The organism is Bradyrhizobium sp. CCGUVB23 (genome assembly GCF_024199885.1).
Taxonomy (GTDB): Bacteria; Pseudomonadota; Alphaproteobacteria; order Rhizobiales; family Xanthobacteraceae; genus Bradyrhizobium.
Genome location: NZ_JANADQ010000001.1, coordinates 4,699,723 through 4,720,299, shown reverse-complemented (window position 1 = coordinate 4,720,299; position 20,577 = coordinate 4,699,723). Strand labels below are relative to the sequence as shown.

The 20,577-nt window shown below is 63.6% G+C and carries 24 protein-coding genes, 2 tRNA genes and 2 pseudogenes; 8 read left to right on the top strand and 20 right to left on the bottom strand.

The window, feature by feature from the left end:
* Window positions 1-14: 14 nt before the first annotated feature.
* The 4 genes and pseudogenes from NLN62_RS21715 to NLN62_RS21700 form a co-directional block, all read right to left on the bottom strand.
* Window positions 15-236: a hypothetical protein gene (locus tag NLN62_RS21715; RefSeq protein WP_254110124.1), complete on the bottom strand. Its 222-nt coding sequence runs from the start codon at window positions 234-236 to the stop codon at window positions 15-17.
* Window positions 237-357: 121 nt separating this feature from the next.
* A pseudogene (locus NLN62_RS21710) lies at window positions 358-612 on the bottom strand (hypothetical protein); the annotation flags it as partial.
* Window positions 613-1,209: 597 nt separating this feature from the next.
* Complete coding sequence (locus NLN62_RS21705) at window positions 1,210-1,455, bottom strand: conjugal transfer protein TraD (protein WP_254110123.1); 246 nt, start codon at window positions 1,453-1,455, stop codon at window positions 1,210-1,212.
* 1 nt (window position 1,456) lies between these two features.
* The gene (locus NLN62_RS21700) at window positions 1,457-1,783 is read right to left on the bottom strand and encodes a conjugal transfer protein TraD (protein WP_254113605.1); all 327 of its coding nucleotides are present in this window, start codon (window positions 1,781-1,783) and stop codon (window positions 1,457-1,459) included.
* 171 nt (window positions 1,784-1,954) lie between these two features.
* On the opposite strand from NLN62_RS21700, the gene traA reads away from it, so the two are divergent.
* From traA to NLN62_RS21685, 3 genes are all read left to right on the top strand, one after another.
* The gene (gene traA / locus NLN62_RS21695) at window positions 1,955-4,969 is read left to right on the top strand and encodes a Ti-type conjugative transfer relaxase TraA (protein WP_254110122.1); all 3,015 of its coding nucleotides are present in this window, start codon (window positions 1,955-1,957) and stop codon (window positions 4,967-4,969) included.
* A gap of 128 nt (window positions 4,970-5,097) precedes the next feature.
* Window positions 5,098-5,313 carry an AlpA family transcriptional regulator gene (locus NLN62_RS21690; RefSeq protein ID WP_254110121.1) on the top strand — a complete coding sequence of 72 codons (216 nt, stop codon included), beginning with the start codon at window positions 5,098-5,100 and terminating at the stop codon, window positions 5,311-5,313.
* 293 nt (window positions 5,314-5,606) lie between these two features.
* Entirely contained in the window at window positions 5,607-5,819 is a 213-nt protein-coding gene (locus NLN62_RS21685; RefSeq protein ID WP_254110120.1) for a helix-turn-helix domain-containing protein, read from the top strand.
* Here the strand turns inward: NLN62_RS21685 and NLN62_RS21680 are convergent.
* The 9 genes from NLN62_RS21680 to NLN62_RS21640 form a co-directional block, all read right to left on the bottom strand.
* Window positions 5,816-7,105, bottom strand: coding sequence for an integrase arm-type DNA-binding domain-containing protein (locus tag NLN62_RS21680; RefSeq protein ID WP_254110119.1), 1,290 nt, complete (start codon window positions 7,103-7,105; stop codon window positions 5,816-5,818). The genes NLN62_RS21685 and NLN62_RS21680 overlap by 4 nt on opposite strands.
* A gap of 207 nt (window positions 7,106-7,312) precedes the next feature.
* Window positions 7,313-7,388, bottom strand: a tRNA-Phe gene (locus NLN62_RS21675).
* 175 nt (window positions 7,389-7,563) lie between these two features.
* Complete coding sequence (yacG, locus tag NLN62_RS21670) at window positions 7,564-7,746, bottom strand: DNA gyrase inhibitor YacG (RefSeq protein ID WP_027520708.1); 183 nt, start codon at window positions 7,744-7,746, stop codon at window positions 7,564-7,566.
* Between the two features lie 208 nt (window positions 7,747-7,954).
* Window positions 7,955-8,584 carry a Maf-like protein gene (locus NLN62_RS21665; RefSeq protein WP_027520709.1) on the bottom strand — a complete coding sequence of 210 codons (630 nt, stop codon included), beginning with the start codon at window positions 8,582-8,584 and terminating at the stop codon, window positions 7,955-7,957.
* Between the two features lie 289 nt (window positions 8,585-8,873).
* Window positions 8,874-9,341: a low molecular weight phosphatase family protein gene (locus NLN62_RS21660; protein WP_254110118.1), complete on the bottom strand. Its 468-nt coding sequence runs from the start codon at window positions 9,339-9,341 to the stop codon at window positions 8,874-8,876.
* A gap of 5 nt (window positions 9,342-9,346) precedes the next feature.
* Complete coding sequence (locus NLN62_RS21655; protein ID WP_254110117.1) at window positions 9,347-9,841, bottom strand: UPF0262 family protein; 495 nt, start codon at window positions 9,839-9,841, stop codon at window positions 9,347-9,349.
* Entirely contained in the window at window positions 9,838-11,133 is a 1,296-nt protein-coding gene (gene hisD / locus NLN62_RS21650; protein WP_027520712.1) for a histidinol dehydrogenase, read from the bottom strand. Before hisD ends, NLN62_RS21655 begins: the two co-directional genes overlap by 4 nt.
* Window positions 11,134-11,250: 117 nt before the next feature.
* Window positions 11,251-11,682: a DUF2948 family protein gene (locus tag NLN62_RS21645; protein ID WP_027520713.1), complete on the bottom strand. Its 432-nt coding sequence runs from the start codon at window positions 11,680-11,682 to the stop codon at window positions 11,251-11,253.
* 115 nt (window positions 11,683-11,797) lie between these two features.
* Window positions 11,798-12,736, bottom strand: coding sequence for an SDR family oxidoreductase (locus NLN62_RS21640; RefSeq protein ID WP_027520714.1), 939 nt, complete (start codon window positions 12,734-12,736; stop codon window positions 11,798-11,800).
* Between the two features lie 92 nt (window positions 12,737-12,828).
* On the opposite strand from NLN62_RS21640, the gene NLN62_RS21635 reads away from it, so the two are divergent.
* Window positions 12,829-13,470: a TetR/AcrR family transcriptional regulator gene (locus NLN62_RS21635; protein WP_254110115.1), complete on the top strand. Its 642-nt coding sequence runs from the start codon at window positions 12,829-12,831 to the stop codon at window positions 13,468-13,470.
* Window positions 13,471-13,528: 58 nt separating this feature from the next.
* Here NLN62_RS21635 and NLN62_RS21630 read toward each other — a convergent pair whose 3' ends face one another.
* The 5 genes from NLN62_RS21630 to NLN62_RS21610 form a co-directional block, all read right to left on the bottom strand.
* The gene (locus tag NLN62_RS21630; protein WP_254110114.1) at window positions 13,529-14,353 is read right to left on the bottom strand and encodes an alpha/beta fold hydrolase; all 825 of its coding nucleotides are present in this window, start codon (window positions 14,351-14,353) and stop codon (window positions 13,529-13,531) included.
* Window positions 14,354-14,481: 128 nt separating this feature from the next.
* Window positions 14,482-14,991 carry a hypothetical protein gene (locus NLN62_RS21625; protein WP_254110113.1) on the bottom strand — a complete coding sequence of 170 codons (510 nt, stop codon included), beginning with the start codon at window positions 14,989-14,991 and terminating at the stop codon, window positions 14,482-14,484.
* A gap of 213 nt (window positions 14,992-15,204) precedes the next feature.
* Complete coding sequence (locus tag NLN62_RS21620) at window positions 15,205-15,513, bottom strand: EthD family reductase (RefSeq protein ID WP_254110112.1); 309 nt, start codon at window positions 15,511-15,513, stop codon at window positions 15,205-15,207.
* Between the two features lie 257 nt (window positions 15,514-15,770).
* Window positions 15,771-17,477, bottom strand: coding sequence for an FAD-dependent oxidoreductase (locus tag NLN62_RS21615; protein WP_254110111.1), 1,707 nt, complete (start codon window positions 17,475-17,477; stop codon window positions 15,771-15,773).
* Window positions 17,478-17,502: 25 nt separating this feature from the next.
* Window positions 17,503-17,685 (bottom strand): hypothetical protein, encoded by a 183-nt coding sequence (locus tag NLN62_RS21610; RefSeq protein WP_254110110.1) that lies wholly within the window; start codon window positions 17,683-17,685, stop codon window positions 17,503-17,505.
* Window positions 17,686-18,002: 317 nt separating this feature from the next.
* Here NLN62_RS21610 and NLN62_RS21605 point away from each other — a divergent pair.
* Both NLN62_RS21605 and NLN62_RS21600 read left to right on the top strand, forming a co-directional pair.
* Window positions 18,003-18,077: transfer RNA gene (locus NLN62_RS21605), tRNA-Thr, on the top strand.
* Between the two features lie 51 nt (window positions 18,078-18,128).
* On the top strand, window positions 18,129-18,479 hold the full coding sequence (locus NLN62_RS21600; RefSeq protein WP_027520721.1) for a RidA family protein: 351 nt from the start codon (window positions 18,129-18,131) through the stop codon (window positions 18,477-18,479).
* 243 nt (window positions 18,480-18,722) lie between these two features.
* Here NLN62_RS21600 and NLN62_RS21595 read toward each other — a convergent pair whose 3' ends face one another.
* Window positions 18,723-18,935 (bottom strand): hypothetical protein, encoded by a 213-nt coding sequence (locus tag NLN62_RS21595; RefSeq protein ID WP_027520722.1) that lies wholly within the window; start codon window positions 18,933-18,935, stop codon window positions 18,723-18,725.
* A 346-nt stretch (window positions 18,936-19,281) separates the two neighbouring features.
* Between NLN62_RS21595 and NLN62_RS21590 the strand changes: the two genes are divergently transcribed.
* On the top strand, window positions 19,282-19,923 hold the full coding sequence (locus NLN62_RS21590; RefSeq protein WP_254110109.1) for a response regulator transcription factor: 642 nt from the start codon (window positions 19,282-19,284) through the stop codon (window positions 19,921-19,923).
* Between the two features lie 59 nt (window positions 19,924-19,982).
* Here the strand turns inward: NLN62_RS21590 and NLN62_RS21585 are convergent.
* Window positions 19,983-20,160, bottom strand: a pseudogene (locus NLN62_RS21585) (dienelactone hydrolase family protein); the annotation flags it as partial.
* 175 nt (window positions 20,161-20,335) lie between these two features.
* Between NLN62_RS21585 and NLN62_RS52990 the strand changes: the two are divergent.
* A complete protein-coding gene (locus NLN62_RS52990) occupies window positions 20,336-20,470 on the top strand; it encodes a hypothetical protein (RefSeq protein WP_256575941.1) in 135 nt (44 codons plus the stop codon).
* Window positions 20,471-20,577: the final 107 nt, after the last annotated feature.

The following is a 20,577-nucleotide window of genomic DNA, read 5'->3' as shown; positions in this document are numbered from 1 at the left end:
CATGGCGCTGCCTATCAGCCGCCGACCAGCCTCGGAAAGAACAGGGTTTCTTCCGCGTTCGGGTCGAACGACCGGATGTGGGAGACCTGCCCCGGGCCGCTCCGGACCGCGGCGGTGAAGCCGGCGTTGGTCAGCTCGTGGAAGCGCTTTTCCGCCCTCGCCAGTTCTTTCGCGTCGCTCGGATTGAAAGGGTGACGGCTGTCGCCGGTACGGTCCATCACGATCTGGATTGCCATGATCGCCCTCCTCGGAATGCTGATGGCCAAGGACCTCCGATCCAGTATCAGGCCGACGGCGCGGAGTTGCAAGAGAGGAAGATTCGATCGCGAACGCCGGAGTTGGGCGGCTCCGAAGGGCAATGGCCAGCCAGTAGATCCAGGCATTGAACCTTCTTGTCGAGATCTGGCCGATCACCGCCGCAACGAACGCGGTGAGAAAAATACCAATGCCGATCAGATAGCCGCCGTTGTGGGCATTTTGGTCGGCGTGCAGCCAACTCATCGTCACTGAATCGCCACCCGTTTCGCCAAGCGTCGTCGCAAGAATCTTGATGACCCAGAAGCCGAGCGTCACCTCGGGAACTTTGCTTAGGATCTCGTTCCCGTTTTGCATGGTGGCTCCGCAAACATTCACGTGGCGATGGAGAGGTTCACCGTGGACGGCGGCGACCGTTGCCCTGGAACATTAACGTATGACAAGCGGCAAGGGAGCTTCGGAAACCATATACATTTTCGTAACCTTGCCGCTTGCCGCGCGTCTAGCTGTACTCTGCAGATTTGAGTTCGTGGTGCGCAAGAGGACATACCTTCGGCCCGATCAGGCAAACTGTGGGATCTCAAGTCATTTTGAGGGCTCAAACTTAGCTAACACTTAGGAAGCCTTTGCATTCGCTTCTCCCAAGTGTTTTTCGTTCCCCGATGATTGTCAGCTGATTCCCTGACGGAGTTGTCCGCGGCGATTGGCTCCGCTGTTTCTCCGCAACGTCGTCGCACGATTGGGGCGAGACCGCGGTCCAATCTTCAAGCCGAGCGCCAGCTGATTGGGATCGAGACGCTCGGAAGGGCGGGCGAAACTACATTCGCCAAAGCCGCTTGATAGTCGACTTGAGCTGCTCGATTCTCGCCGCAGCGCGAGGCTCAGAAACTTGTTCGCGCTCGCCGGCGACATGAAGCAGGCAAGTTCGCTCGGTTGACGCACCACTGTCGCGCATCAACGATCTGCTCCCTTGTGTGCTGCCGGGTCCATCTCGAACGCCTGCTTCCCCTTTGCGGCCCATAGCTCGCGCGCACGTTCGCCCTGATCACTTTTGAGCTTATCAGCCATCCAGAGCAGCGCGCCGTAGATGGTGGCACGATCATCGCCGGTAAGTTCCACGATACCCGCTTTGACAACGAGGCCGCCGAGTTCGATGAGGTGTCGCGTGCGCTTGCGGCGCTCGACCTGCCACGTGCGCATGTCATGTCGCGCCCTTGCGGCCTGACGCCGGTTGCGCGCCGCTCGGCTGCGCAGGAGGGCTGCCAGGGTCGCGGTCAGGAGATGGTGCATTTCGCCGCGACCGGCTTTGAAAGAACGAGGCCCCGCGCCTGGCCCATGCCTCCCTCTTTCCGGCTTCTTTTGTTTCGGTCAGCACGATCAGCGCACCGGCCAGTTCATTGGCGCTAAGCGCATCTGCGCCGGTGGCCATGACAAGTTCGCCGAGCTGCTGCACTTTGCGGCTCTTGAGGGCGCGCGCCTTTTCTCCAAGTGCCTTCAGTTCAGCATCGAAGTCCCGTGGCTTGCGCATCGTCGTCTCCGTCGCTGTTGATGGAGAAATGATAGTCGAGCGCCCGGCGCAATGCTGTAAGGTCACCGGGACGAGCAGAGACGGGTTGGTCCCGCCCGAGATTTTTTCGAGGGAGGGCGCGCTTATACGTCGTTCCGACGTGCGCTTTGCCGTGTAGATGATCTGGTCGCGATGGCGATCTATCATCTTCACGTCAAGGTTATTGGCCGCAAGTCCGGCTCCAGCGCAGTTGCGTCGGCCGCCTACCGCTCGGGCTCGCGGCTGCGCGACGAGCGCTTGGACCGCAGCCACGATTTTTCCACCAAGCGCGGCGTCGTCCATTCCGAGGTGATGCTGCCGGAACACGCGCCGGAGGCTTGGAGCAACCGCGAACGGCTGTGGAACGATGTCGAAGCCTTCGAGATCAGGAAGGACGCGCAGCTTGCCCGCGAAGTGGAATTCGCTATTCCGCGCGAGATGACGCAGGCACAGGGAATAGAGTTGGCCCGCGACTTCGTTCGGGGCGAGTTCGTCGATCGGGGCATGATCGCCGACCTCAACGTGCATTGGGACATGGCTGAGGACGGCCTGGCGAAACCCCACGCCCATGTCATGCTCACCATGCGCGCGGTGGACGAGAACGGTTTTGGCCCGAAGGTACGGGAGTGGAACCGCACGGAGATGGTGGAGCGCTGGCGCAGACGCTGGGCCGAGCTTGCCAATGAGCGGCTTGCCGAACTCGACATCGACGCACGCATCGACCATCGCAGCCTCGAAGCACAGGGCCTCGCGCTCGAGCCGCAAAGCCAGATCGGTGCTCCCGCCAAGCGTATCGAGGATCGGGGCATCGAGGGCGAAGGGACCGAGGCCGACCGCGCCGAGATGCACCGTGCGATCGCGCGCGGCAATGGGATGCGGATCATCGCCGATCCGTCTCTCGGGCTGGACGCGATCACGCGTCAGCAATCGACCTTCACGCAGCGCGACATCGCTAAGTTCGCGCATCGGCATAGCGACGGTCTCGACCAGTTCAACGAAGTGATGGGCGCGATGCGTAGCGCCCCAGATCTGGTCGAACTTGGCAAGGACGCTCGCGGCGAGGATCGCTTCACCACGCGGGCGATGATCGAGGCGGAACAGCGCTTGCATTGTGCCGCCGAATTGATGGCCGAGCGGGAGCGCCATGAGGTTCGTGACAGGGATCGCGTAGCGGCCCTGGCGCGTGCGGAAGCCCAAGGTCTTGTCCTCTCGAGCGAGCAGGCCGGCGCGCTGGCGCATGTCACGGACGGGCGCGATTTGGGCGTCGTGGTCGGCCATGCCGGGACGGGAAAGAGCGCGATGCTGGGCGTGGCGCGGGAGGTATGGGAAGCGGCTGGCTATGAGGTTCGGGGCGTGGCGCTGTCCGGCATTGCGGCGGAAAACCTCGAAAGCGGATCGGGCATATCGTCACGCACCATCGCCAGTATGGAGCACGGCTGGGAACAAGGACGCGACCTGCTCACGTTGCGCGATGTGCTGGTGATCGATGAGGCCGGCATGGTCGGCACGCGCCAGCTGGAGCGCGTCCTATCCCATGCCGCAGAGGCCGGCACGAAAGTCGTGCTGGTAGGCGATCCGCAACAATTGCAAGCAATAGAAGCGGGTGCGGCCTTCCGCTCGATCCATGAGCGTCATGGCGGCGCAGAAATCGGCGAGGTGCGCCGCCAGTGGGAAGACTGGCAGCGGGACGCCACGCGCGATCTCGCCAATGGCAAGACCGGTCATGCGCTCGAAGCCTATCGCTCCCACGGCATGGTGCATGAGGCGCAGACCCGCGAGCAGGCGCGCGGCGATCTGATCGACCAGTGGGACCACGAGCGGCGGGCCTCACCGGATAAGAGCCGGATCATCCTCACCCACACTAACGACGAAGTCCGCGCCCTCAACGAAGCTGCGCGCGAGCGGATGCGGGCCGCCGGCGATCTTGGCGATGAGGTGCGCTTGACGGTCGAGCGCGGCGGGCGCCACTTCGCCAGCGGGGACCGCGTCATGTTCCTGCAGAACGAGCGCGATCTCGGCGTGAAAAACGGCATGCTCGGCACCATCGAGCAGGTCAGCACGCAATTCATGATCGTGCAGACCGACGATGGCCGATCGGTTCGCTTCGACCTCAAGGACTATAACCGCATTGATCACGGCTATGCTGCGACGATCCACAAGGCCCAGGGCATGACGGTGGACCGCACCCATGTGCTGGCGACGCCGGGCATGGATGCCCATGGCAGCTATGTCGCCCTATCGCGGCATCGCGACGGTATGGAGCTGCATTATGGCCGCGACGATTTTGCCAATCAGGACCGGCTCGGCCGAACCCTGTCGCGCGATCGCGCGAAGGATATGGCCTCGGACTACGACCGCGCCGATCCGGTACAGAGCTACGCCGAGCGGCGTGGGATCACCTTCCGCGAGCGCGTGGCCGAGATCGTGCGCAGGGTCGTACCGGAGAAGGTGCGCGACATGTTCGATAGCCTGCGTCCATCTGCCGACGCTGTGCCTAGTCTGAACGACACGCGGAGACCGGCACTGGAAACGCCGGAAAGAGAAAGGAGCGGTACGCCGGTCGAGCGGCGCGAAGCCGCAGCGCCGGAAAGGAAGGTGACGCAAGATCCTGAAGCGGAAGCGCGACGCCTGCGCACGGGGGCGCTGGTGCGCCATGCCCGCGCCGTGGATACGATCTTCGAGGCGCAGGAGATGGGCGGCGAGGCAAGCCCCGAGCAGGTGAAAGAACTCCAAAAGGCCCGGCGGGTCTTCGAGAACGTGCGGCCCTACGGCTCGGTTGATGCCGAAGCCGCCTACAAGAAGAACCCGGAGCTTGCCCACGAGGCTGCGTCAGGTCGCCTCAACCGCGCCGTCCGCGCCCTCCAGCTCGAAACAGAACTCCGCATCAATCCGAACCGCCGCGCCGACCGCTTCGTGGAACGCTGGCAGGAACTCGACCAGACCCGCCTGAGCCAGTATCAGGCGGGCGACATGTCCGGCTACAGGGCCACGCGCTCGGCCATGGGCGATATGGCCAGGAGCCTCGAACGCGATCCGCAAATGGAATCCATCCTCGCCAACCGCAAGCGGGAGCTCGGCATCGCCTTCGACTCAGGCCGCCGGCTTGGCATCGAACTCGCGTTCACCCACGGCCTCGACCTCGGTAGAGGCCGGGGCCTCGGAATTTGATCTATCCTTTTTCCGCTGGCTCTACGCCACGGCACGGCGATGCGAAAAATGCTCTTGCGCGCCTGGAACGGCCAGTCCTGTCTAGTTTCAGATGCTGCCAGAAGCAGCCAACAGGAGGCAGCGCGGCCATGCGCGAACCGGACCGTATCATCCGCTTGAAAACCGTTGTTGCCAGGACCGGGCTGTCCCGATCCACCATCTACCGCAAGATCACTGAGGGTACTTTCCCGACCAAAATCAAGATCAGCATCAACGGCACCGGCTGGCATGAATCCGACATCAACCGCTGGATAGCGGATCCAGTCGGATGGCGTCCGAAACGCGAGTTCGATGAGGTTCGGTGAGGTCCGATAGCGCTTCCGATCGTCCGATTTTTACTCTCCTGTACGCTGGAGTTAGAGGCTGCATCGACAACTCTTTTGGTCGATGCCATTGGCAACATAAAGTTTGGTGCAGTCTGGTGACGCGCTACGCGCCCATGACGCCGAAACAATGCACGTTGAGACGGTGCAAGCTACCGGGGAAGCAGCGTCGTCTCGCAAAGCGACACCACAAATGTCATCCTGTGCAAATGCCACTAACGCGGCCCTGTCCTGATCTCCTTTTGGCAGAGATCATCGAAGCACCTCTATGAACCATGGCTGACAACGACGATAACAAGCGGCGCCGGCTCGCCGAGTTTAAGGACGGGTGCCGCTATGGGAAGTTCGGAAAAACGAAAGCTTATGAGCTAATCGCTCGGCAACGGATCAGGGCCTACAAGATGGGAGGCAAGACGCTCATCGATCTCGATAGCATCGATGAATATCATGCATCGCTGCCACGGGTTGAATCACGGGCTATGCTTTAGGCCGATTTGCGCAACGGTACGGCAACTCCCTTGCGCAGGCGGTCGAGACGATTGGCCCAATGCTGCATCAGGCGCACGCGTTCGCTCCAATAAGCTGCCCGGTTGTAGATGCCACGAATCTTGTTCTTGTCGCCCTTGGCAAGCTGGCGCCGCACCACCTCGTCGCGGCGCCGCCTCTTTTTCTCGTCCGTTTCATGGGCGAGCTGAGCTTCCACCACATCGCCGTCGAATGCGCCTTCTTCATTGAGCAAGGTCGAGGCGCTGGACCGGAAGCCATGCGCGCAGTGGTCGCCACCGGGGCCGGTGTCGTAGCCCATGATCCGCAGGGCCTTGTTGATCGTGTTGTCGGACATAGGCACATCATCGTCATGGGAGAACAAGTAGCGGCCGCGGCCGGTCAACGGTCGCAACTCGGTAAGGATAGCGAGCGCTTGGCGGGAGAGCGGCACTTCGTGATCATCGCGCATCTTCATTTTCTGGGCGGGGATCAGCCATAGGCGGTTCTTTTCGTCAAACTCGGTCCACTCGGCCAGCCGCAACTCGCCAGGCCGCACCATGGTCAAGGCGATCAGCTTGAGCGCGTAGCGCACGAGCCCGCCGTTCTTGGCGTCATAGACCTCAATCCGGCGCATCAGGTCGCCGACGTCGTCGGGATCGGTCAGCGCGGGGCGCGGATTGCCCTTGGGTGCCTTGGTGAGCGCGTGCTTCAAGTCGCGAGTGGGGTCACTGCTGCAATACGAAGCACCGACGCCAAATTGGAAGACCCGTGAGGCGGTCGAGCGTAGGCGTCCGACGGTGTAGTATCGGCCGCGGGCCTCGGCACGCCGGAATGCTGTCAGCAATTCCGGCGGAGCGATCTCGCAAAGCGGCCGGTCGCCGATCTCACGATTGAGCTGAGCGAGATTCCAGCGTTCCCGCTTGATCGTCGACTTGGCCTTGTTCTCTTTTTCGAGCTTCGTGGTCGCCCATTCTTCCCCGACTGCCCGAAAGGTGTGCTTGAGCTTTTCGTCCTCCTGTCGCTTGGCCTCGCGCACTGCAACTGGATCTTGGCCCTGATCGAGCAGCTTTTCCGCGTTGTGGCGCTTTTCGCGCGCGGCCTTGAGTCCAACGCCTGGAAAGGTGCCGAAAGACATATTTTTGCGCTTGCCGGCGAAACGGTAGCGGTAGAGCCACAGCTTGGTCCCGTTGGGCCGAACCACGACGCTGAGGCCCTGGCCGTCAGCAATCGCATATTCCTTGTCCGCCGGCGTCGCATTACGGATTTTCGTGTCGCTCAGTTCATCCATGGGAAGGCTCCCCTCGCAGTCGGGCGGCCCAGCCAGTGTACCCGGCCCCTTCCAGTGTACCCACAGTGTACCCGGAGACGCCGGATGCCCTCGGACGGTCGCGAACCGTATCGGGCGTCAATATATGAAGAAACACCTGATTTTACGAGGGTTCTTGCTGATCGGCGAACGGACGCGGAGGAGAAAGAACCGGGCCGGAGAGGCTAATGGTGCCCAGGGGCGGAATCGAACCACCGACACTGCGATTTTCAGTCGCATGCTCTACCAACTGAGCTACCTGGGCGTGCTCCAAGAGAGGGGCCAAGGCCCATCGAGCGGGCGGTTTATAGTGGGCTGGAGGCGGCCTGTCCACCCGGCTTCGCCTGAAGGCTTAGCCGGGCGCAGCCCGGCTGTGTACAAGATCGGCGCGGGCGTGCGGCGGGGCTCTCGCGAGCAGCTAATCCATTGATAATAAAATATTATTCCACATCATCCACCTCGTCGTCGCGGCCGGGGATGACGTAGGAGCCCTTGAGCCAGCGGTTGAGGTCGACGTCGCGGCAGCGCGAGGAGCAGAACGGGCGGGTGGCCTCGGACTGCGGCTTGCCGCAGATCGGGCAGGTCTTGAGCGGGGGAAGCGGCTTTTTGACTTGGTCGTCCATGGGGTGAGCCTACACGAAGTCCGGGGATAAGAGGCTGCGGAGCGGTGGGGTTCCGAGACGGCAGCGGGGCTTGCGGCCACCCCCTCCCCAAGGGGGGAGCGCACCGCCGATGTGGCGAGACGCCCAATTCGGGCGTCGCGGCAAGGGCCGACTGGCGGCCCTCCTACTTTGCATGGGGTTGTTTTCGAGATTTTGGTGGGAGGGCGCTTCAGACGCCGACGGCGTTGAGCCAGCCGAAGCGGATGGGGAAGCCCTCGCCGCCGAGCAGCGTGGTGGTCTCGTAAAGCGGCAGGCCGACGACGTTGCTGTAGGAGCCGACCATCTTGACCACGAAGGAGCCGGCGATGCCTTGCACGGCGTAGCCGCCGGCCTTGCCGCGCCATTCGCCGGAGCCGATGTAGGCCTGGATGTCGTCCTCGGAGAGGCGCTTGAAACGGACGCGGGTCTCGACCAGACGCTGGCGGAAGGCCTCGCGCGGCGTGACCAGGGTGATCGCGGTATAGACGCGGTGGTTGCGGCCCGACAAGAGCCGCAGGCACTGCGCGGCCTCGTCCACCAGGTTGGCCTTGGGCAGGATGCGGCGGCCGACCGCGACCACGGTGTCGGCGGAGAGGATGAAGGCGCCGCGCAGCTCATCGTCGAGCTGCACTGATTTCAGCGCCGCATCGGCTTTTGCCCGGGCGAGACGATTGGCGCAGGCGCGCGGCAGCTCGCCCCGCTTCGGCGTCTCATCGACATCGGCCGGCCGCAAGGCATCGGGCTCGATGCCAGCCTGATTGAGCAGCGACAGGCGCCGTGGCGAACCGGAGGCAAGAACGAATTTGGGGCGGCCGAGCATCAGGTGTTTTTGGGGGACGAAGCAGGGGGTGAATTGCGCGCGGAACCTATCGGAAGGGGGCCGGTTTCACAACCCGGGAACCGGAAATCGAGCGATTCGAGGTGACTTCAGATGCATGTGCCTGCGGTCTGTGACGCCGGTGTTACGATGGTTTCGTGTCCCGGACGCGCGCAGCATGAAATGACGCGACGCAGAGCCGGGACCCAGGGGCTTGCGCTCGCGGTGAGATGGGCCCCGGCTCTGCAGCGCATCGCGCAAGACGCGCTGCGCTGCGTCCGGGGCACGAGAGCTACCCGCTCGCGGCCCCCGCCCTCGCGAAGCGCTTGCGGATGCGCAGCAGGAGCTGGTCGCAGACTTCGCGGTAGGCGGCGAGCTTCTGGTCGCGGCTGCCTTCGGTGCCGGTCGGATCGTGCGTCGGCCAGTACTCGACGTCGGCGGCGAGCGTCCGCGTCAGCTCCAGCGCCTTGTGATGGGCCTCGGGCGACAGCGTGATGATGAGGTCGAAATTGAGCCCCTCCCAGTCCTCCAGCTCCTCAAAGGTCTGCGGCTTGTGGGTGGAGATGTCCTGTCCGAGTTCGGCCATCACGGCGACCGCGAAGGGATCGAGCTCGCCCTTCCTAGCGCCGGCGGACTTCACGTAGAGCCCGTGCGGAAACATGTGATGCAGCAGGCTCTCGGCCATCGGCGAGCGTACGCTGTTGAGCGCGCAGGCGAACAACACTGACTGCGGATCGCGTGCGCGGGGCGGCGCCGCCATCGCGCTTAGCCTTTCCAGTGCAGGACAGTGATGAGCGTGAACAGCCGGCGCGAGGTCTCGAAATCGACCCGCACCTTGCCCTTCAGCCGCTCCTGGAGCGTGCGCGATCCCTCGTCATGGATGCCGCGGCGGCCCATGTCGATGGCCTCGATCTTGTCCGGCGTCGCAGTCCGGATCGCCTGGTAGTAGCTGTCGCAGATCATGAAATAGTCCTTCACGATCCGCCGGAACGGCGTCAGCGACAACAGATGCGCGACCACGGGCGTGCCGCCCTCGCGGCGGATGTCGAACATCAACCGGTTGCCGGTGATGCCGATATGCAGCGTGAACGGCCCCTGCCCGTCGGCGCCTTCCGGCGCGAATAGGTTCTGCTCGATCAGGTCGTAGATCGCGATCGCGCGCTCATGCTCGATGTCCGGCCCGGAGCGGCCGATCGATTCCTCGTCGAGCGTGACGCCGACGATGCGATTTTGCGTGTCGTCCTGTGCGGGCTTGTTCATGACAGATTGAGGCGCAATCCCACCGAGCGCGCGTGGGCGTCCAGCCCTTCCGCTTTGCCGAGCGTCATCGCGGCGGGCCCGAGCGCACGGAGCTGATCGGGGCCGCATTTCAAAATCGAGGTGCGCTTCATGAAGTCGTGCACCGAAAGTCCCGAGGAGAAGCGCGCCGAACGCGCGGTCGGCAGCACGTGATTGGAGCCGCCGACATAGTCGCCGATCGCCTCGGGCGTGTGCGCGCCGAGGAACACCGCGCCGGCATTGCGGATCCGGCCTGCGAGCGCGTCCGGGTCCGTCGTCATGATCTCGAGATGCTCGGCGGCGATCGCGTCCGCGAGCGGGATCGCGTCATCGAGGTTCTGCACCATGATGATGGCGCCGAAATCGGCCCAGGAGGCGCCGGCGATCGCGGCGCGCGGCAGCGTCTTCAACTGCGCGTCGACCGCCTTTTCGACATCGGCGGCGAGCCGCGCGCTGTCGGTGATCAGAATCGACTGCGCGCTCGTATCATGCTCGGCCTGAGCCAAAAGATCGGCGGCGATCCAGTCGGCATTGCCGGTGTCGTCGGCGATCACCAGCACCTCGGAGGGACCGGCGATCATGTCGATGCCGACCTTGCCGAACACCAGCCGCTTTGCCGCGGCGACATAGGCGTTGCCGGGGCCGACGATCTTGGCGACCGGCGCGATCGTCGCAGTGCCATGGGCGAGCGCGGCAACGGCCTGCGCGCCGCCGACGCGGTAGATCTCGCTGACGCCGCCGAGATGGGCGGCCGCCAGCACCAGCGGATTGAGCTTACCGTCGGGCGACGGCACCACCATCACGAGGCGCGCAACGCCGGCGACCTTGGCCGGCACCGCATTCATCAGCACCGAGGAGGGATAGGCCGCGGTACCGCCGGGCACGTAGAGGCCGGCCGATTCGATTGCCGTGTAGCGCCAGCCAAGCTCGACGCCGAGCGGATCGGTGAAGCGCTCATCCTTCGGCAGTTGACGCGCGTGATAGGTCTCGATGCGGTCGCGGGCGAGCTTGAGCGCATCCAGCGTCGCGGCATCGCAGGCTTTTGTCGCGGCCTCGATCTCGGCGGCGGAGACACGCAAGGAGGGCGCATCGAGCTCCAGCCGGTCGAACTTGCGCGTCGCCTCGATCAGCGCGGCATCGCCGCGCCTGGCCACATCGTCGACGATGGCGCGCGCTGCGGCCTCGACGTCGGCCGAGACCTCGCGCTTGGCGGCGAGGAAGGCCGCAAATCGCTGGTCGAAATCGGCGCTGCTGCGGTCGAGGCGAATGGGCATGTTGCGGCGGTCTTTTGGCTGGTCTTTGGGGTGGATCGGGCTCACCAGGTCCCCTGCTCAATGGCGCGGCGGGCCACCGCCGTCAACCCTTGGGAGATGTCGTTCCGGTTTGACCCCCTAGTCCTCCCCGCCCTCCCCCGTCCCGAGCTCATCCGCGCCCAGGTCGGTCAGCTCGCATTCCAGGCATTCGACGTCGAGCCGGATTGCGCCGCCATGGGCGAACAGGAGCAGCGCGCTGCCACCGGGGGCGTTTTGGTCGTGAAACTCGATGCCGACGAGGTCCAAAACCCGCTCGGGCGCGGCGAGGTCGATATTGCGCGACTTGCAGGCGAGCACGCGGTCGAAGCGGAGCGCGGAGACCAGCCGGCGCGGCTCGGTCTCGCCGTCCAGCGTCTGCTCCCAGTCCAGCCGGTTCATGCCGACCACCAGCCGCTTCTCGCCCTGCCGCCAGATGATGTCGGAGGTCTGCACCCGCGCGTCCTGCACATGGGTGGAGATGACGGCGAGGTCGTCGGCATCGAGTGCAATCAGTTTGAGCTGGGGCGGCATCGGCCTGCACCTCTCATGGACGTCGCGGGCCGCGCCTCAACGCAGCCGGACCGCGGCGGCTTCTGTAGAAGCTATCCGGCCGGTGGTCCGTAGGCTATCGCTATCACCTCCCCGGTCAGGCGGCGGCCGCAAACTCGTCGAAGGATATGCCGGTCAGCGTCGCCGAAGCATCCCACAGCATGGCCGCTGAGGCGAGATCCATTGCCTGCGGCATGATCTTCGCCGGTGCGGGCGCGCCCTTCAATTCGTAGAAGCCGTTCGGGCCATAATAGCCGCCTGCTTGCGCAGCGGGCGAGCTTGCGGCGAACAGCGTCGGCAACGCACCCTCGGCCGCGGACTGGCTGATATAGGGCTGGATCAACCGGCCGATCCGCCACGACAGGGTACCGGTGCCCGGACCATTGGCGATCAGCTCGGTGCGTGCGAAGCCGGGATGCGCAGCAACGCTTTTCAGTCCCCAGCCGGCAGCATTGCTGCGGCGCTGCAATTCGAGCGCAAACATCAGCATCGCTAGCTTGGACTGACAGTAGGCGCGCCAGGGCCGATAGGAACGCTTGCTCTGGAGATCGTCGAAGTCGATTCGACCGGAACGATGCGCAAGGCTTGCGAGCTGGACCACGCGCGCGCCCTGCGCACGGCGAAGCTGCGGCAACAAATGCGCCGTCAACGCGTAGTGGCCGAGATAGTTGGTGCCGAGCTGCATCTCGAAGGCGTCGGCGGTCTCGCGGCGTTTCGGCAGCGCCATCACGCCGGCATTGTTCACCAGGATATCCAGCCGGTCGTGGCTGGCGGCGAACCGCCCGGCAAACTCGGTGACCGAGCCGAGCCTTGCAAGGTCAAGCTCCTCATAGGCAACCAGCGCGTTCGGAAAGCGGTTGCAGATCAGCTCGAGGGCGCGTTGGCCCTTTGCCTCGCTGCGGCCGGCGAGTATGACGGTAGCGCCGGCACCGGCGAGCGCCAGCGCGGTCTCATAGCCGAGCCCGCCGTTTGCGCCGGTGACGATAGCGGTCTTGCCGTCGAGCGAGGGAATATCGGCAGTGGTCCAGTCAGGCATGCCAGTCTCCAGCACGTTGGCTCTTGTTGAATTGAAGCGCCCCGCGACGGCTCTAAATGTGCACTTAGTGCAACTTTGCAAGAGGTGAGAATTTGACCGCCGCGAAGACGGCCAGAAACCGGGCCAAGCCCTCGTCGCCGAGGGAAAAATCCGCGCCTGCGACCGGCCTTCGGCAGCGCAAGCGCGAGGCGACGCAGGAACGGCTGACCCGGGCGGCGATGGCGCTGTTCCTCCAGCGCGGCTTCGAGGCGACGACGATCGACGATATCGCCGCAGCCGCCGAGGTGTCACGCCGCAGCTTCTTTCACTATTTCGCGAGCAAGGAGGACGCGGTCTACGCCTGGCAGGAGGATATCGCCGCATCGCTCACCGAGGAGGTCGCAGCACGCCCTGCAAGCGAATCCATGCTGACAGCCGCAGAAAATGCCATCGCGGCGGCGACGAAACGGCTCGATCCAAGCGAGGCGCTCGCCATGGCGCGGCTCAAGCGCGACAATCCGATCCTGCAAGCGCGCGACCAGCTCAAATATGAGCGGCTCGAACGCGCGCTTGCCCAAGGGCTCGCCCGGCGCACGAACAGGAAGTCCGAAAAGCTCCGGGCACGCCTCGTCGCGATGATCGCAACCGGCGCGATGCGCGTCGGCGGCGAAGTCTGGGTTACCGAAGATGCGCGCGAAAAGCCGGAAGCCTTCGTCAAGCGCATGTTCGACGCGATCAGGGGGATTTTGAAGTGAGGTGTTCTTCTTCCTTCTCCCCTTGGCGACGGGAGAAGGGAAGAGTTCAGCGCCAGTCTCACTCCTTGAAAAACGCCAACAGGTCCGCGTTGATTGTCTCCGCTTCCGTGGTCGGCATGCCGTGCGGGAAGCCTTTGTAGGTCTTCAGCGTGCCGTGCTTCAGAAGCTTGGCCGAGAGCGGTCCGGAGTCGGCGTAGGGGACGATCTGGTCGTCGTCGCCGTGCATGACGAGCACGGGCACGTTGATTGTCTTCAGGTCCTCGGTGAAATCGGTCTGCGAGAAGGCGACGATGCCGTCGTAATGCGCTTTCGCGCCGCCCATCATGCCCTGGCGCCACCAGTTCTGGATCACCGCTTCTGACGGCTTTGCGCCGGGACGGTTGTAGCCATAGAACGGACCTGCCGCGATGTCGCGATAGAATTGCGAGCGGCTAGCCGCAACCTGCGCCTGGAAATCGTCGAACACTTTCTTCGGCAGGCCGCCGGGATTGGCCGGCGTCTGCACCATCAAGGGCGGCACCGCCGCGATGATCGCGGCCTTCGCGACCCTGCTTTCGCCGTGACGGGCGATGTAGTGCACGACCTCGCCACCGCCGGTGGAATGGCCGACGTGAAGCGCGTTCTTCAGATCGAGATGCGCGGTGAGCGCAGCAAGATCATCGGCATAGTGATCCATGTCGTGGCCGTCAGCGACCTGGCTGGAGCGGCCGTGACCACGGCGGTCATGGGCGATGACGCGGTAGCCATGATTGAGGAAGAACAGCATCTGGGCGTCCCAGTCGTCAGACGACAGCGGCCAGCCATGGCTGAACACGATCGGCTGGCCCTTGCCCCAGTCCTTGTAGAAGATCTCGACGCCGTCTTTTGTGGTGATGGTGGGCATGATTTGCTCCCTGTTCTTGAGTCATTCCGGGGCATGCGAAGCGTGAACCCGGAATCTGGAGACTGTTGCGCGAGATTCCGGGTTCGACGCTGACGCGTCGCCCCGGAATGACGAGCAAGTGGTGAGTGTCAGGCGAATGCCATCGGCTTGAACCGGCGCCAGGCGCCGATGATCACGAGCACGAAGAACACCAACACGATGCCCTGCACCACCGCGAACACCGGTCCCGATGGCGGAGCGGGCGGCACGGCCGGTGCCAGTGCCGCCAATGCGGGCACCTTGAGGAACGACTGGATGATCAGCACGAAGACGTTGAGATAGAGCGAGGTCATCGCCGTGACGATGTAGATCGGCCGCCATGCGCCGGAGAGTTTTACGCCGTAAAGCGCGATGCAGGCGATCGCGAGCAGAACCAGCGAGAGGATGCCGACCATATGCGACGGCAACAGCTCCTTGAAGGGAAACAGGAAGCCGGTGGCGCTGGTCAGAATCGTGAACAGCAGGAAGATCGCGGTGAGGCCCGGCATTCGCTTCGAACCGAGCAGTCCGAACATTACGACGATGCCGGAAGCGATCGCGATCAGGCTGATGATGACATGGAGCATCGTGAAGGCAGGCAGGCTTAGCCCAAGAACCATGGCAACTCTCCCCGTTTGCGAAGACGCGGATGGTATTACGACCCTCATCGAACTGCACCATGCGATGTTGCCACACGCAGGCGTTGAGCCATGCGTTCGCCGTTCGGTACGACGAACGCATGGCTCGATTTTGCACGTCTGTCACACGTGACGGCCGTCAATGCGGCAGCAAATCAATCGAGAAGCGCCGGTCGGCAGGTCACAGACCTCGCGTCATACGACTTTGGTATCGAAGATGAGCAGGTCGGCGCCGCCGCTGGCAAATTTCGGGACGTCGCCTCCAGCCGCCCTGCCTTCAGGGCTGGCAAAGCCCGCCTGGATGTCGGCAACGCTGTCGAATGTCAAAATGGCGACGAGATGTACCCCGGAAGGTCCGGCAGGCGTTCCGACGGGTCCGGTGCTGATCGCGTATTTCTTCAGGCCGGGAATCTTCTTGGCAAGCGGGATATGCGTTTCAGCGTAGTACTTGTCGAAGGCAGCAGCATCCTTGGGTGTCTTGTAGAGCACGACGACTTCAGCCATTTAGTCCTCCCTTGAACCTTGTCGTTTTTCGATCCTCATGGTGAAGAGCGTGCGAAGCACACGTCTCGGACCATGCAGGCCCCGCAGTTGCATTGCGGCCTTCATCCTTCGAGACGCCGCGTTCCGCGGCTCCTCAGGATGAGGGGATAGTCCGCAGTTGCCGGCGGGATGGCAAGTCACATTCGCCCAACTTACATTCGCCCAGGTCGGATTCGCCAAAGTCCGGTTCGCTTGGCCCTGCTTTGTCCTATGCTTGATTAAAGCGCCGGTTTCGCGGCATCGCCAAGGAAACCGTGCAGCGAGGCCACGACCTGCGCGCCTTCTCCGATGGCTCCGCCGACGCGCTTGACCGAGCCGGAGCGCACATCGCCGACGGCATAGACGCCGGGCACCGAGGTTTCGAGCGGCGCGACCAGCCGACCCTGGTTCTGCTCGGACTGCGCGCCGGTGACGACGAAGCCGCCGCGATCGAGCGTCACGCCGCAGCCATCGAGCCAGCTGGTCGCCGGATCGGCACCGACGAACAGGAAGAGGTTGCGGACATCGGCGGCATCCTCGTCGGTCGACAGCCGGCTCCTCCAGCGGATACGCCGGAGCAGCGCGGCCTCGTCGCCCTCGAGCGCGACGATCTCGGTGTTGAACAGGAGCTCGATGTTCGGTGTCGCCTCGATACGCTCGATGAGATAGCGCGACATGCTGGCCCCTAAGCCACCGCCACGGATGATCATCAGCACCTTCTTCGCGTGGCCCGACAGGAACACGGCGGCCTGCCCCGCTGAATTGCCGGCGCCGACGAGGGCCACCTCCTCACCCGAACAGAGCCGCGCTTCGACCGGCGAGGCCCAATACCAGACGCCACGGCCCTCGAACTTCTCCAAATTCTCGATTTCCGGCCGGCGATAACGCGCGCCGCTCGCGACCACCACTGCGCGCGAGCGCAAGGTGTCGCCGCAGTCGAGCGCCAGCGAAAAGGTGCCGGCACTGCGCGAGCAATCCAGCGACTTCGCCGACATCGGGATCATGATATCGGCGCCGAACTTCTGCGCCTGCGTGAAGGCGCGGCCCGCGAGCGCCTGGCCGGAAATGCCGGTCGGAAAGCCGAGATAGTTCTCGATGCGCGCGCTCGCTCCGGCCTGGCCGCCGAAGGCACACGTATCGAGTACGGCGACCGAGAGGCCTTCGGAGGCCGCATAGACCGCAGTCGCAAGCCCGGCCGGTCCGCAGCCGACGATCGCGACGTCATAGATCTTTTCACCGCGTGGACCACCGATCATGCCGATGGCGCGTCCAAGCTCGATCTCGGTCGGATTGCGCAGCACGGCGCCGTCGGCGGTGACGACCAGCGGCCAATCCTCGGGCTTGGGCGAATAGCGCGCGATCAGCTCGGCCGCATCGTGCTCGCCATCAGGGTCGAGCAGGTGATGCGGCTGCCCGTTGCGGGTGAGAAAGCCCTGCAGGCGCACCACACCGGCCGAATGCGACGGGCCAATCAGAACGGGGCCGCCGACGCCGCCTTGGATCAGGCTGACCCGGCGCAGGATCAGCGCGCGCATGATGCGCTCGCCGAGATCGGCTTCGGCAACCAGCAGAGCGCGCAGCCGATCCGGCGGGATCAGAAGCGTCTCGACATCGCCGTCGGCATGGCCATCGACCAGCGCGGGCCGCCCGGAGAGCTGGCCGAGCTCCGCCAGAAACTGGCCGGGCCCTTGATCGATCACCGGCGTGACGTGACCAAGCCCGTCGCGCTGGGTGATGGCGACATGGCCCGACAGCACCACGAACATGCCCGGCCCGCGCTTGCCGGTCTCGAACAGCAGCTCGCCGCTCTTGTAATGCCTGGTCTCACCGAATTGGAGCAGGCGCTCGATCTCGGCCGGCGTCAGCGTCGGAAAAGTCTGCTCGGGGCGGGAGAAGCGTGAGATCAGCGCGTCCCCATCGGTTCGTTCCGGTCCATCCTGCGCCATCACCGCTCTCACTCATTCCAAAAATCTAGCCGCCGGGCTTACCGGCGATCTCCTCATCGGTGCTTGGTTCGTCGTCCTGTGAGGGACCGGCCGTCCCGGCGCGCTCGCGCGCCTGCGCCTTGCGGCGCTTCAGGTTCTCGCGCAGCGCCGATTTCAGTCGATCCTGCCGGGTATCTCCCGCTCGCGTCTTGTCGTTGCCTTCGGTCATTACGGGCTCACCATCATGATCGACGACAGGATGCCATCGAACGAGGACAGCTCAAGGGGCGGTGGCCGGCCGAAACAACGAAGCGGCCAGAATGGGTCGAATTCAGGGTTGCGGCCAACTGGCCAGTTGGCTGGGGATTTTGCGGAACCAAATCGCCCCAAAGCGGGTCATTTCGGGGCAAATTGGCCCCTTCGGGCACGCAACCGGGCCATTTATCGATTTCGCGGAGCCAGCGCGCTTGCACAGAAGGGGGGCTTGTGGCAGAGATCGCCCCGCTTGGTGGGCCCATGTCGCGGCCCGATTCTTTGCCAGCATCTGCTGCCGTAGCTCAGTGGTAGAGCACTCCCTTGGTAAGGGAGAGGTCGACAGTTCAATCCTGTCCGGCAGCACCAGCCAATCCCATTTGCCGACGACGTCTCGTCCTGCCCCTCACGGATGCCATCTTGATCAAACGTTCCCTGCCCTATGAAGGACTGCTCCACGAGATCGTCGAGCATAACGGCGTGCTCTATCTCGGCGGCGTCGTTCCCGAGGATGCCGGGCTCGACATGGCGGGGCAGGCCAACGATGTGTTTCGCCAGCTGAAGACCCTGCTCGAGGGGGCCGGCTCAGATCTCTCCTGCGTTCTGCAGGTGACGATCTACATGACCGATCTCGCCGACAAGGCGGCGCTCAACCAGGTCTGGAAGCGCTATTTTACCGCGGAACATCTGCCGGCACGTGCCGCGGTCGGCGTCGCGGATCTCGGCCCGGGCGTCAAGCTTGAGCTGACCGCGATCGCCGCCCGCCGCTAGGCCCTTCCGGCTAGCGAGCGCATCCCACGATCATCTCCGGCAGCCGCGAGACCGGCGTCGGTCTCGGTCCCAACCGAAACATCGAAAACAACCCCATGCAAAGTAGCGCGCCATCGCCGCCAGGGGATGCCGAAGACATCTGGCGCGTCGGGCAAATCAGCAGCAAAAATCCATGATCGCGGCCGCAGCGCGCTTTCTGCGCGCGACTGACGCCCCAGGATCGGCCGATCTTGGGGACGGGTGTCAGCCGTTCTCATCAATGGCGACGATGGTCTCAGCGCGCGGCAAGGCGCACACCACCCGCGTGGAGTTCGGCAAAGTAATCGTCAGCCACAAGGTCTCGTCGTCGTGGGCACCGATCACGACGAGGGCTTCGAGGTAGGCCGCTTCGTAATCGTCCGCGACGGAAAAGCCGGCACGCTTCAGCGCACCGCGCTCCTGTTCGTCAAACTTCACAATTGTCGTCTTGGTTTTGGGAAGCCCCGCCGCTCGCCGTTCTATCCGGGTTGGGTGCTGAAGCCTCGTTAATTTGCGGAAAGAAAAACGGCACGCAATCGACGGAACTATCGCGATGCGATCCTTCGCTCTGCCCTCCATCGGTAATTGAAAAACCGTTTGGCTTGATCGCGCACATGGCAGGCATTCGCGATAAGGAGATTACTCCCCAGCTTTCATAAGTTTAATTGGCTTTCGACGATTTCAAATCGATAGAAGGCGAAGGAGACTTGGCCGGGCGTGAAGGCGCTGTACGGACAAACAAGAATAACAGGCAAGCACAGCTACTTTTCGTCCCAGGAGAAACATGCGCGGCATCATCCATGTCGTGGATGACGACGTGTCATTCCGAACAGCTATCCAGCGACTACTAGAAAAGACCGGCTACCGCGTCGTCACCTATGCATCGGCTCAGCAGTTGCTGGACCAGCCGCCGGAACCAGATGCCGGTGGCTGCATTCTTCTGGATGTCCGGATGCCGGACTTGAGCGGGCCTGAGCTTCAAAGCCGTTTGACCGAGCTCGGCTCGACGCTGCCCATCGTGTTTCTGACCGGCTACCCGGACATCAGCCTCACGGTGAAAGCGATCAAGGCGGGAGCAGACAACTTCCTCACCAAGCCAGTCAGCTCGACGGAGCTACTGAGTGCAATCGAAGCGGCGATGACGCGCTACGAGACGGAACGCGCGCGCAACGGCGAACTGGAAGCGCTCCGGGCCCGGCTGTCGACGCTGAGTCCGCGCCAGCGGCAGGTCTTCGAGATCATTGTACAGGGCAAGACAAACAAGCATGCCGCGCGCGAACTTGGCTGTGCCGAGCGAACGATCAAGGCGCATCGGCAAGCGATCATGGAAAAAATGAACGTTCAATCGGTAGCTCGGCTCGTCACGATTGCCCAGCGGCTCGGCATCTCCAGTCCGGGGAACGATGGATCAGGGGTGAACGAGTAAGCAAGCTCGATGGCGGCGCATGACGCCGCCAGCACGCTGTGCAAGGCGCAAGCTTTTCCTCAGCCCAGCACGCCGTATTTCCTGAACCAGGCCTGCATCTGGGCCCAGGCATCTTCCGCAGCGTCCTTGCGATAGCTGGGACGGTAGTCGGCGTGGAAGCCGTGCGACCGAAATGCCGGTATCGGCTTCGCCATAGAGGCCGAACACGGGCGCCTTCATCTCGGGTGCGAGCTGAAGGTCGTCTTAGGCCGTGGTCGAATGACGCCCGAGGCTAACGGAATTTGTCCGAAATGGGGCCAGCTGTCACAAACGCTAGAGATTGATGGTTAATGATCGTTAACACCTGTTTGGAGTCGAATAAGGCATCCGCGCAGGACCGATTGAAGCTTCGTCAAATCTCATGGAGATCATCATGCGTTATCTGATCGCTCTCGCATTTCTGGCGCTCACCCTGACGGGCAGCGTTGCAATCGTCACCAGCCTCACAACAGAGCCTGTTCTGGCACGCGAATGTCCAGGGTTGGCGGCGGCCGGCTGTCCCCAGTGAAGGGCGGCTAGGCTATTTGGTCTGCTCTTCCGTCTATTCGGAATTGCCGCGGCAAGAACTGGCTAGCCGCGGCCGGAGCCATTGAAATGACAACGGGGCGGCGCATG

Bases quoted from the DNA above. Each gene is read 5' to 3' on its own strand.
- NLN62_RS21715 (WP_254110124.1), bottom strand. From the start codon at position 236: ATGGCAATCCAGATCGTGATGGACCGTACCGGCGACAGCCGTCACCCT.
- NLN62_RS21705 (WP_254110123.1), bottom strand. From the start codon at position 1,455: ATGCGCACGTGGCAGGTCGAGCGCCGCAAGCGCACGCGACACCTCATC.
- NLN62_RS21700 (WP_254113605.1), bottom strand. From the start codon at position 1,783: ATGCGCAAGCCACGGGACTTCGATGCTGAACTGAAGGCACTTGGAGAA.
- traA (WP_254110122.1), top strand. From the start codon at position 1,955: ATGGCGATCTATCATCTTCACGTCAAGGTTATTGGCCGCAAGTCCGGC.
- NLN62_RS21690 (WP_254110121.1), top strand. From the start codon at position 5,098: ATGCGCGAACCGGACCGTATCATCCGCTTGAAAACCGTTGTTGCCAGG.
- NLN62_RS21685 (WP_254110120.1), top strand. From the start codon at position 5,607: ATGGCTGACAACGACGATAACAAGCGGCGCCGGCTCGCCGAGTTTAAG.
- NLN62_RS21680 (WP_254110119.1), bottom strand. From the start codon at position 7,105: ATGGATGAACTGAGCGACACGAAAATCCGTAATGCGACGCCGGCGGAC.
- yacG (WP_027520708.1), bottom strand. From the start codon at position 7,746: ATGGACGACCAAGTCAAAAAGCCGCTTCCCCCGCTCAAGACCTGCCCG.
- NLN62_RS21665 (WP_027520709.1), bottom strand. From the start codon at position 8,584: ATGCTCGGCCGCCCCAAATTCGTTCTTGCCTCCGGTTCGCCACGGCGC.
- NLN62_RS21660 (WP_254110118.1), bottom strand. From the start codon at position 9,341: ATGGCGGCGCCGCCCCGCGCACGCGATCCGCAGTCAGTGTTGTTCGCC.
- NLN62_RS21655 (WP_254110117.1), bottom strand. From the start codon at position 9,841: ATGAACAAGCCCGCACAGGACGACACGCAAAATCGCATCGTCGGCGTC.
- hisD (WP_027520712.1), bottom strand. From the start codon at position 11,133: ATGCCCATTCGCCTCGACCGCAGCAGCGCCGATTTCGACCAGCGATTT.
- NLN62_RS21645 (WP_027520713.1), bottom strand. From the start codon at position 11,682: ATGCCGCCCCAGCTCAAACTGATTGCACTCGATGCCGACGACCTCGCC.
- NLN62_RS21640 (WP_027520714.1), bottom strand. From the start codon at position 12,736: ATGCCTGACTGGACCACTGCCGATATTCCCTCGCTCGACGGCAAGACC.
- NLN62_RS21630 (WP_254110114.1), bottom strand. From the start codon at position 14,353: ATGCCCACCATCACCACAAAAGACGGCGTCGAGATCTTCTACAAGGAC.
- NLN62_RS21625 (WP_254110113.1), bottom strand. From the start codon at position 14,991: ATGGTTCTTGGGCTAAGCCTGCCTGCCTTCACGATGCTCCATGTCATC.
- NLN62_RS21620 (WP_254110112.1), bottom strand. From the start codon at position 15,513: ATGGCTGAAGTCGTCGTGCTCTACAAGACACCCAAGGATGCTGCTGCC.
- NLN62_RS21615 (WP_254110111.1), bottom strand. From the start codon at position 17,477: ATGGCGCAGGATGGACCGGAACGAACCGATGGGGACGCGCTGATCTCA.
- NLN62_RS21610 (WP_254110110.1), bottom strand. From the start codon at position 17,685: ATGACCGAAGGCAACGACAAGACGCGAGCGGGAGATACCCGGCAGGAT.
- NLN62_RS21590 (WP_254110109.1), top strand. From the start codon at position 19,282: ATGCGCGGCATCATCCATGTCGTGGATGACGACGTGTCATTCCGAACA.
- NLN62_RS52990 (WP_256575941.1), top strand. From the start codon at position 20,336: ATGCGTTATCTGATCGCTCTCGCATTTCTGGCGCTCACCCTGACGGGC.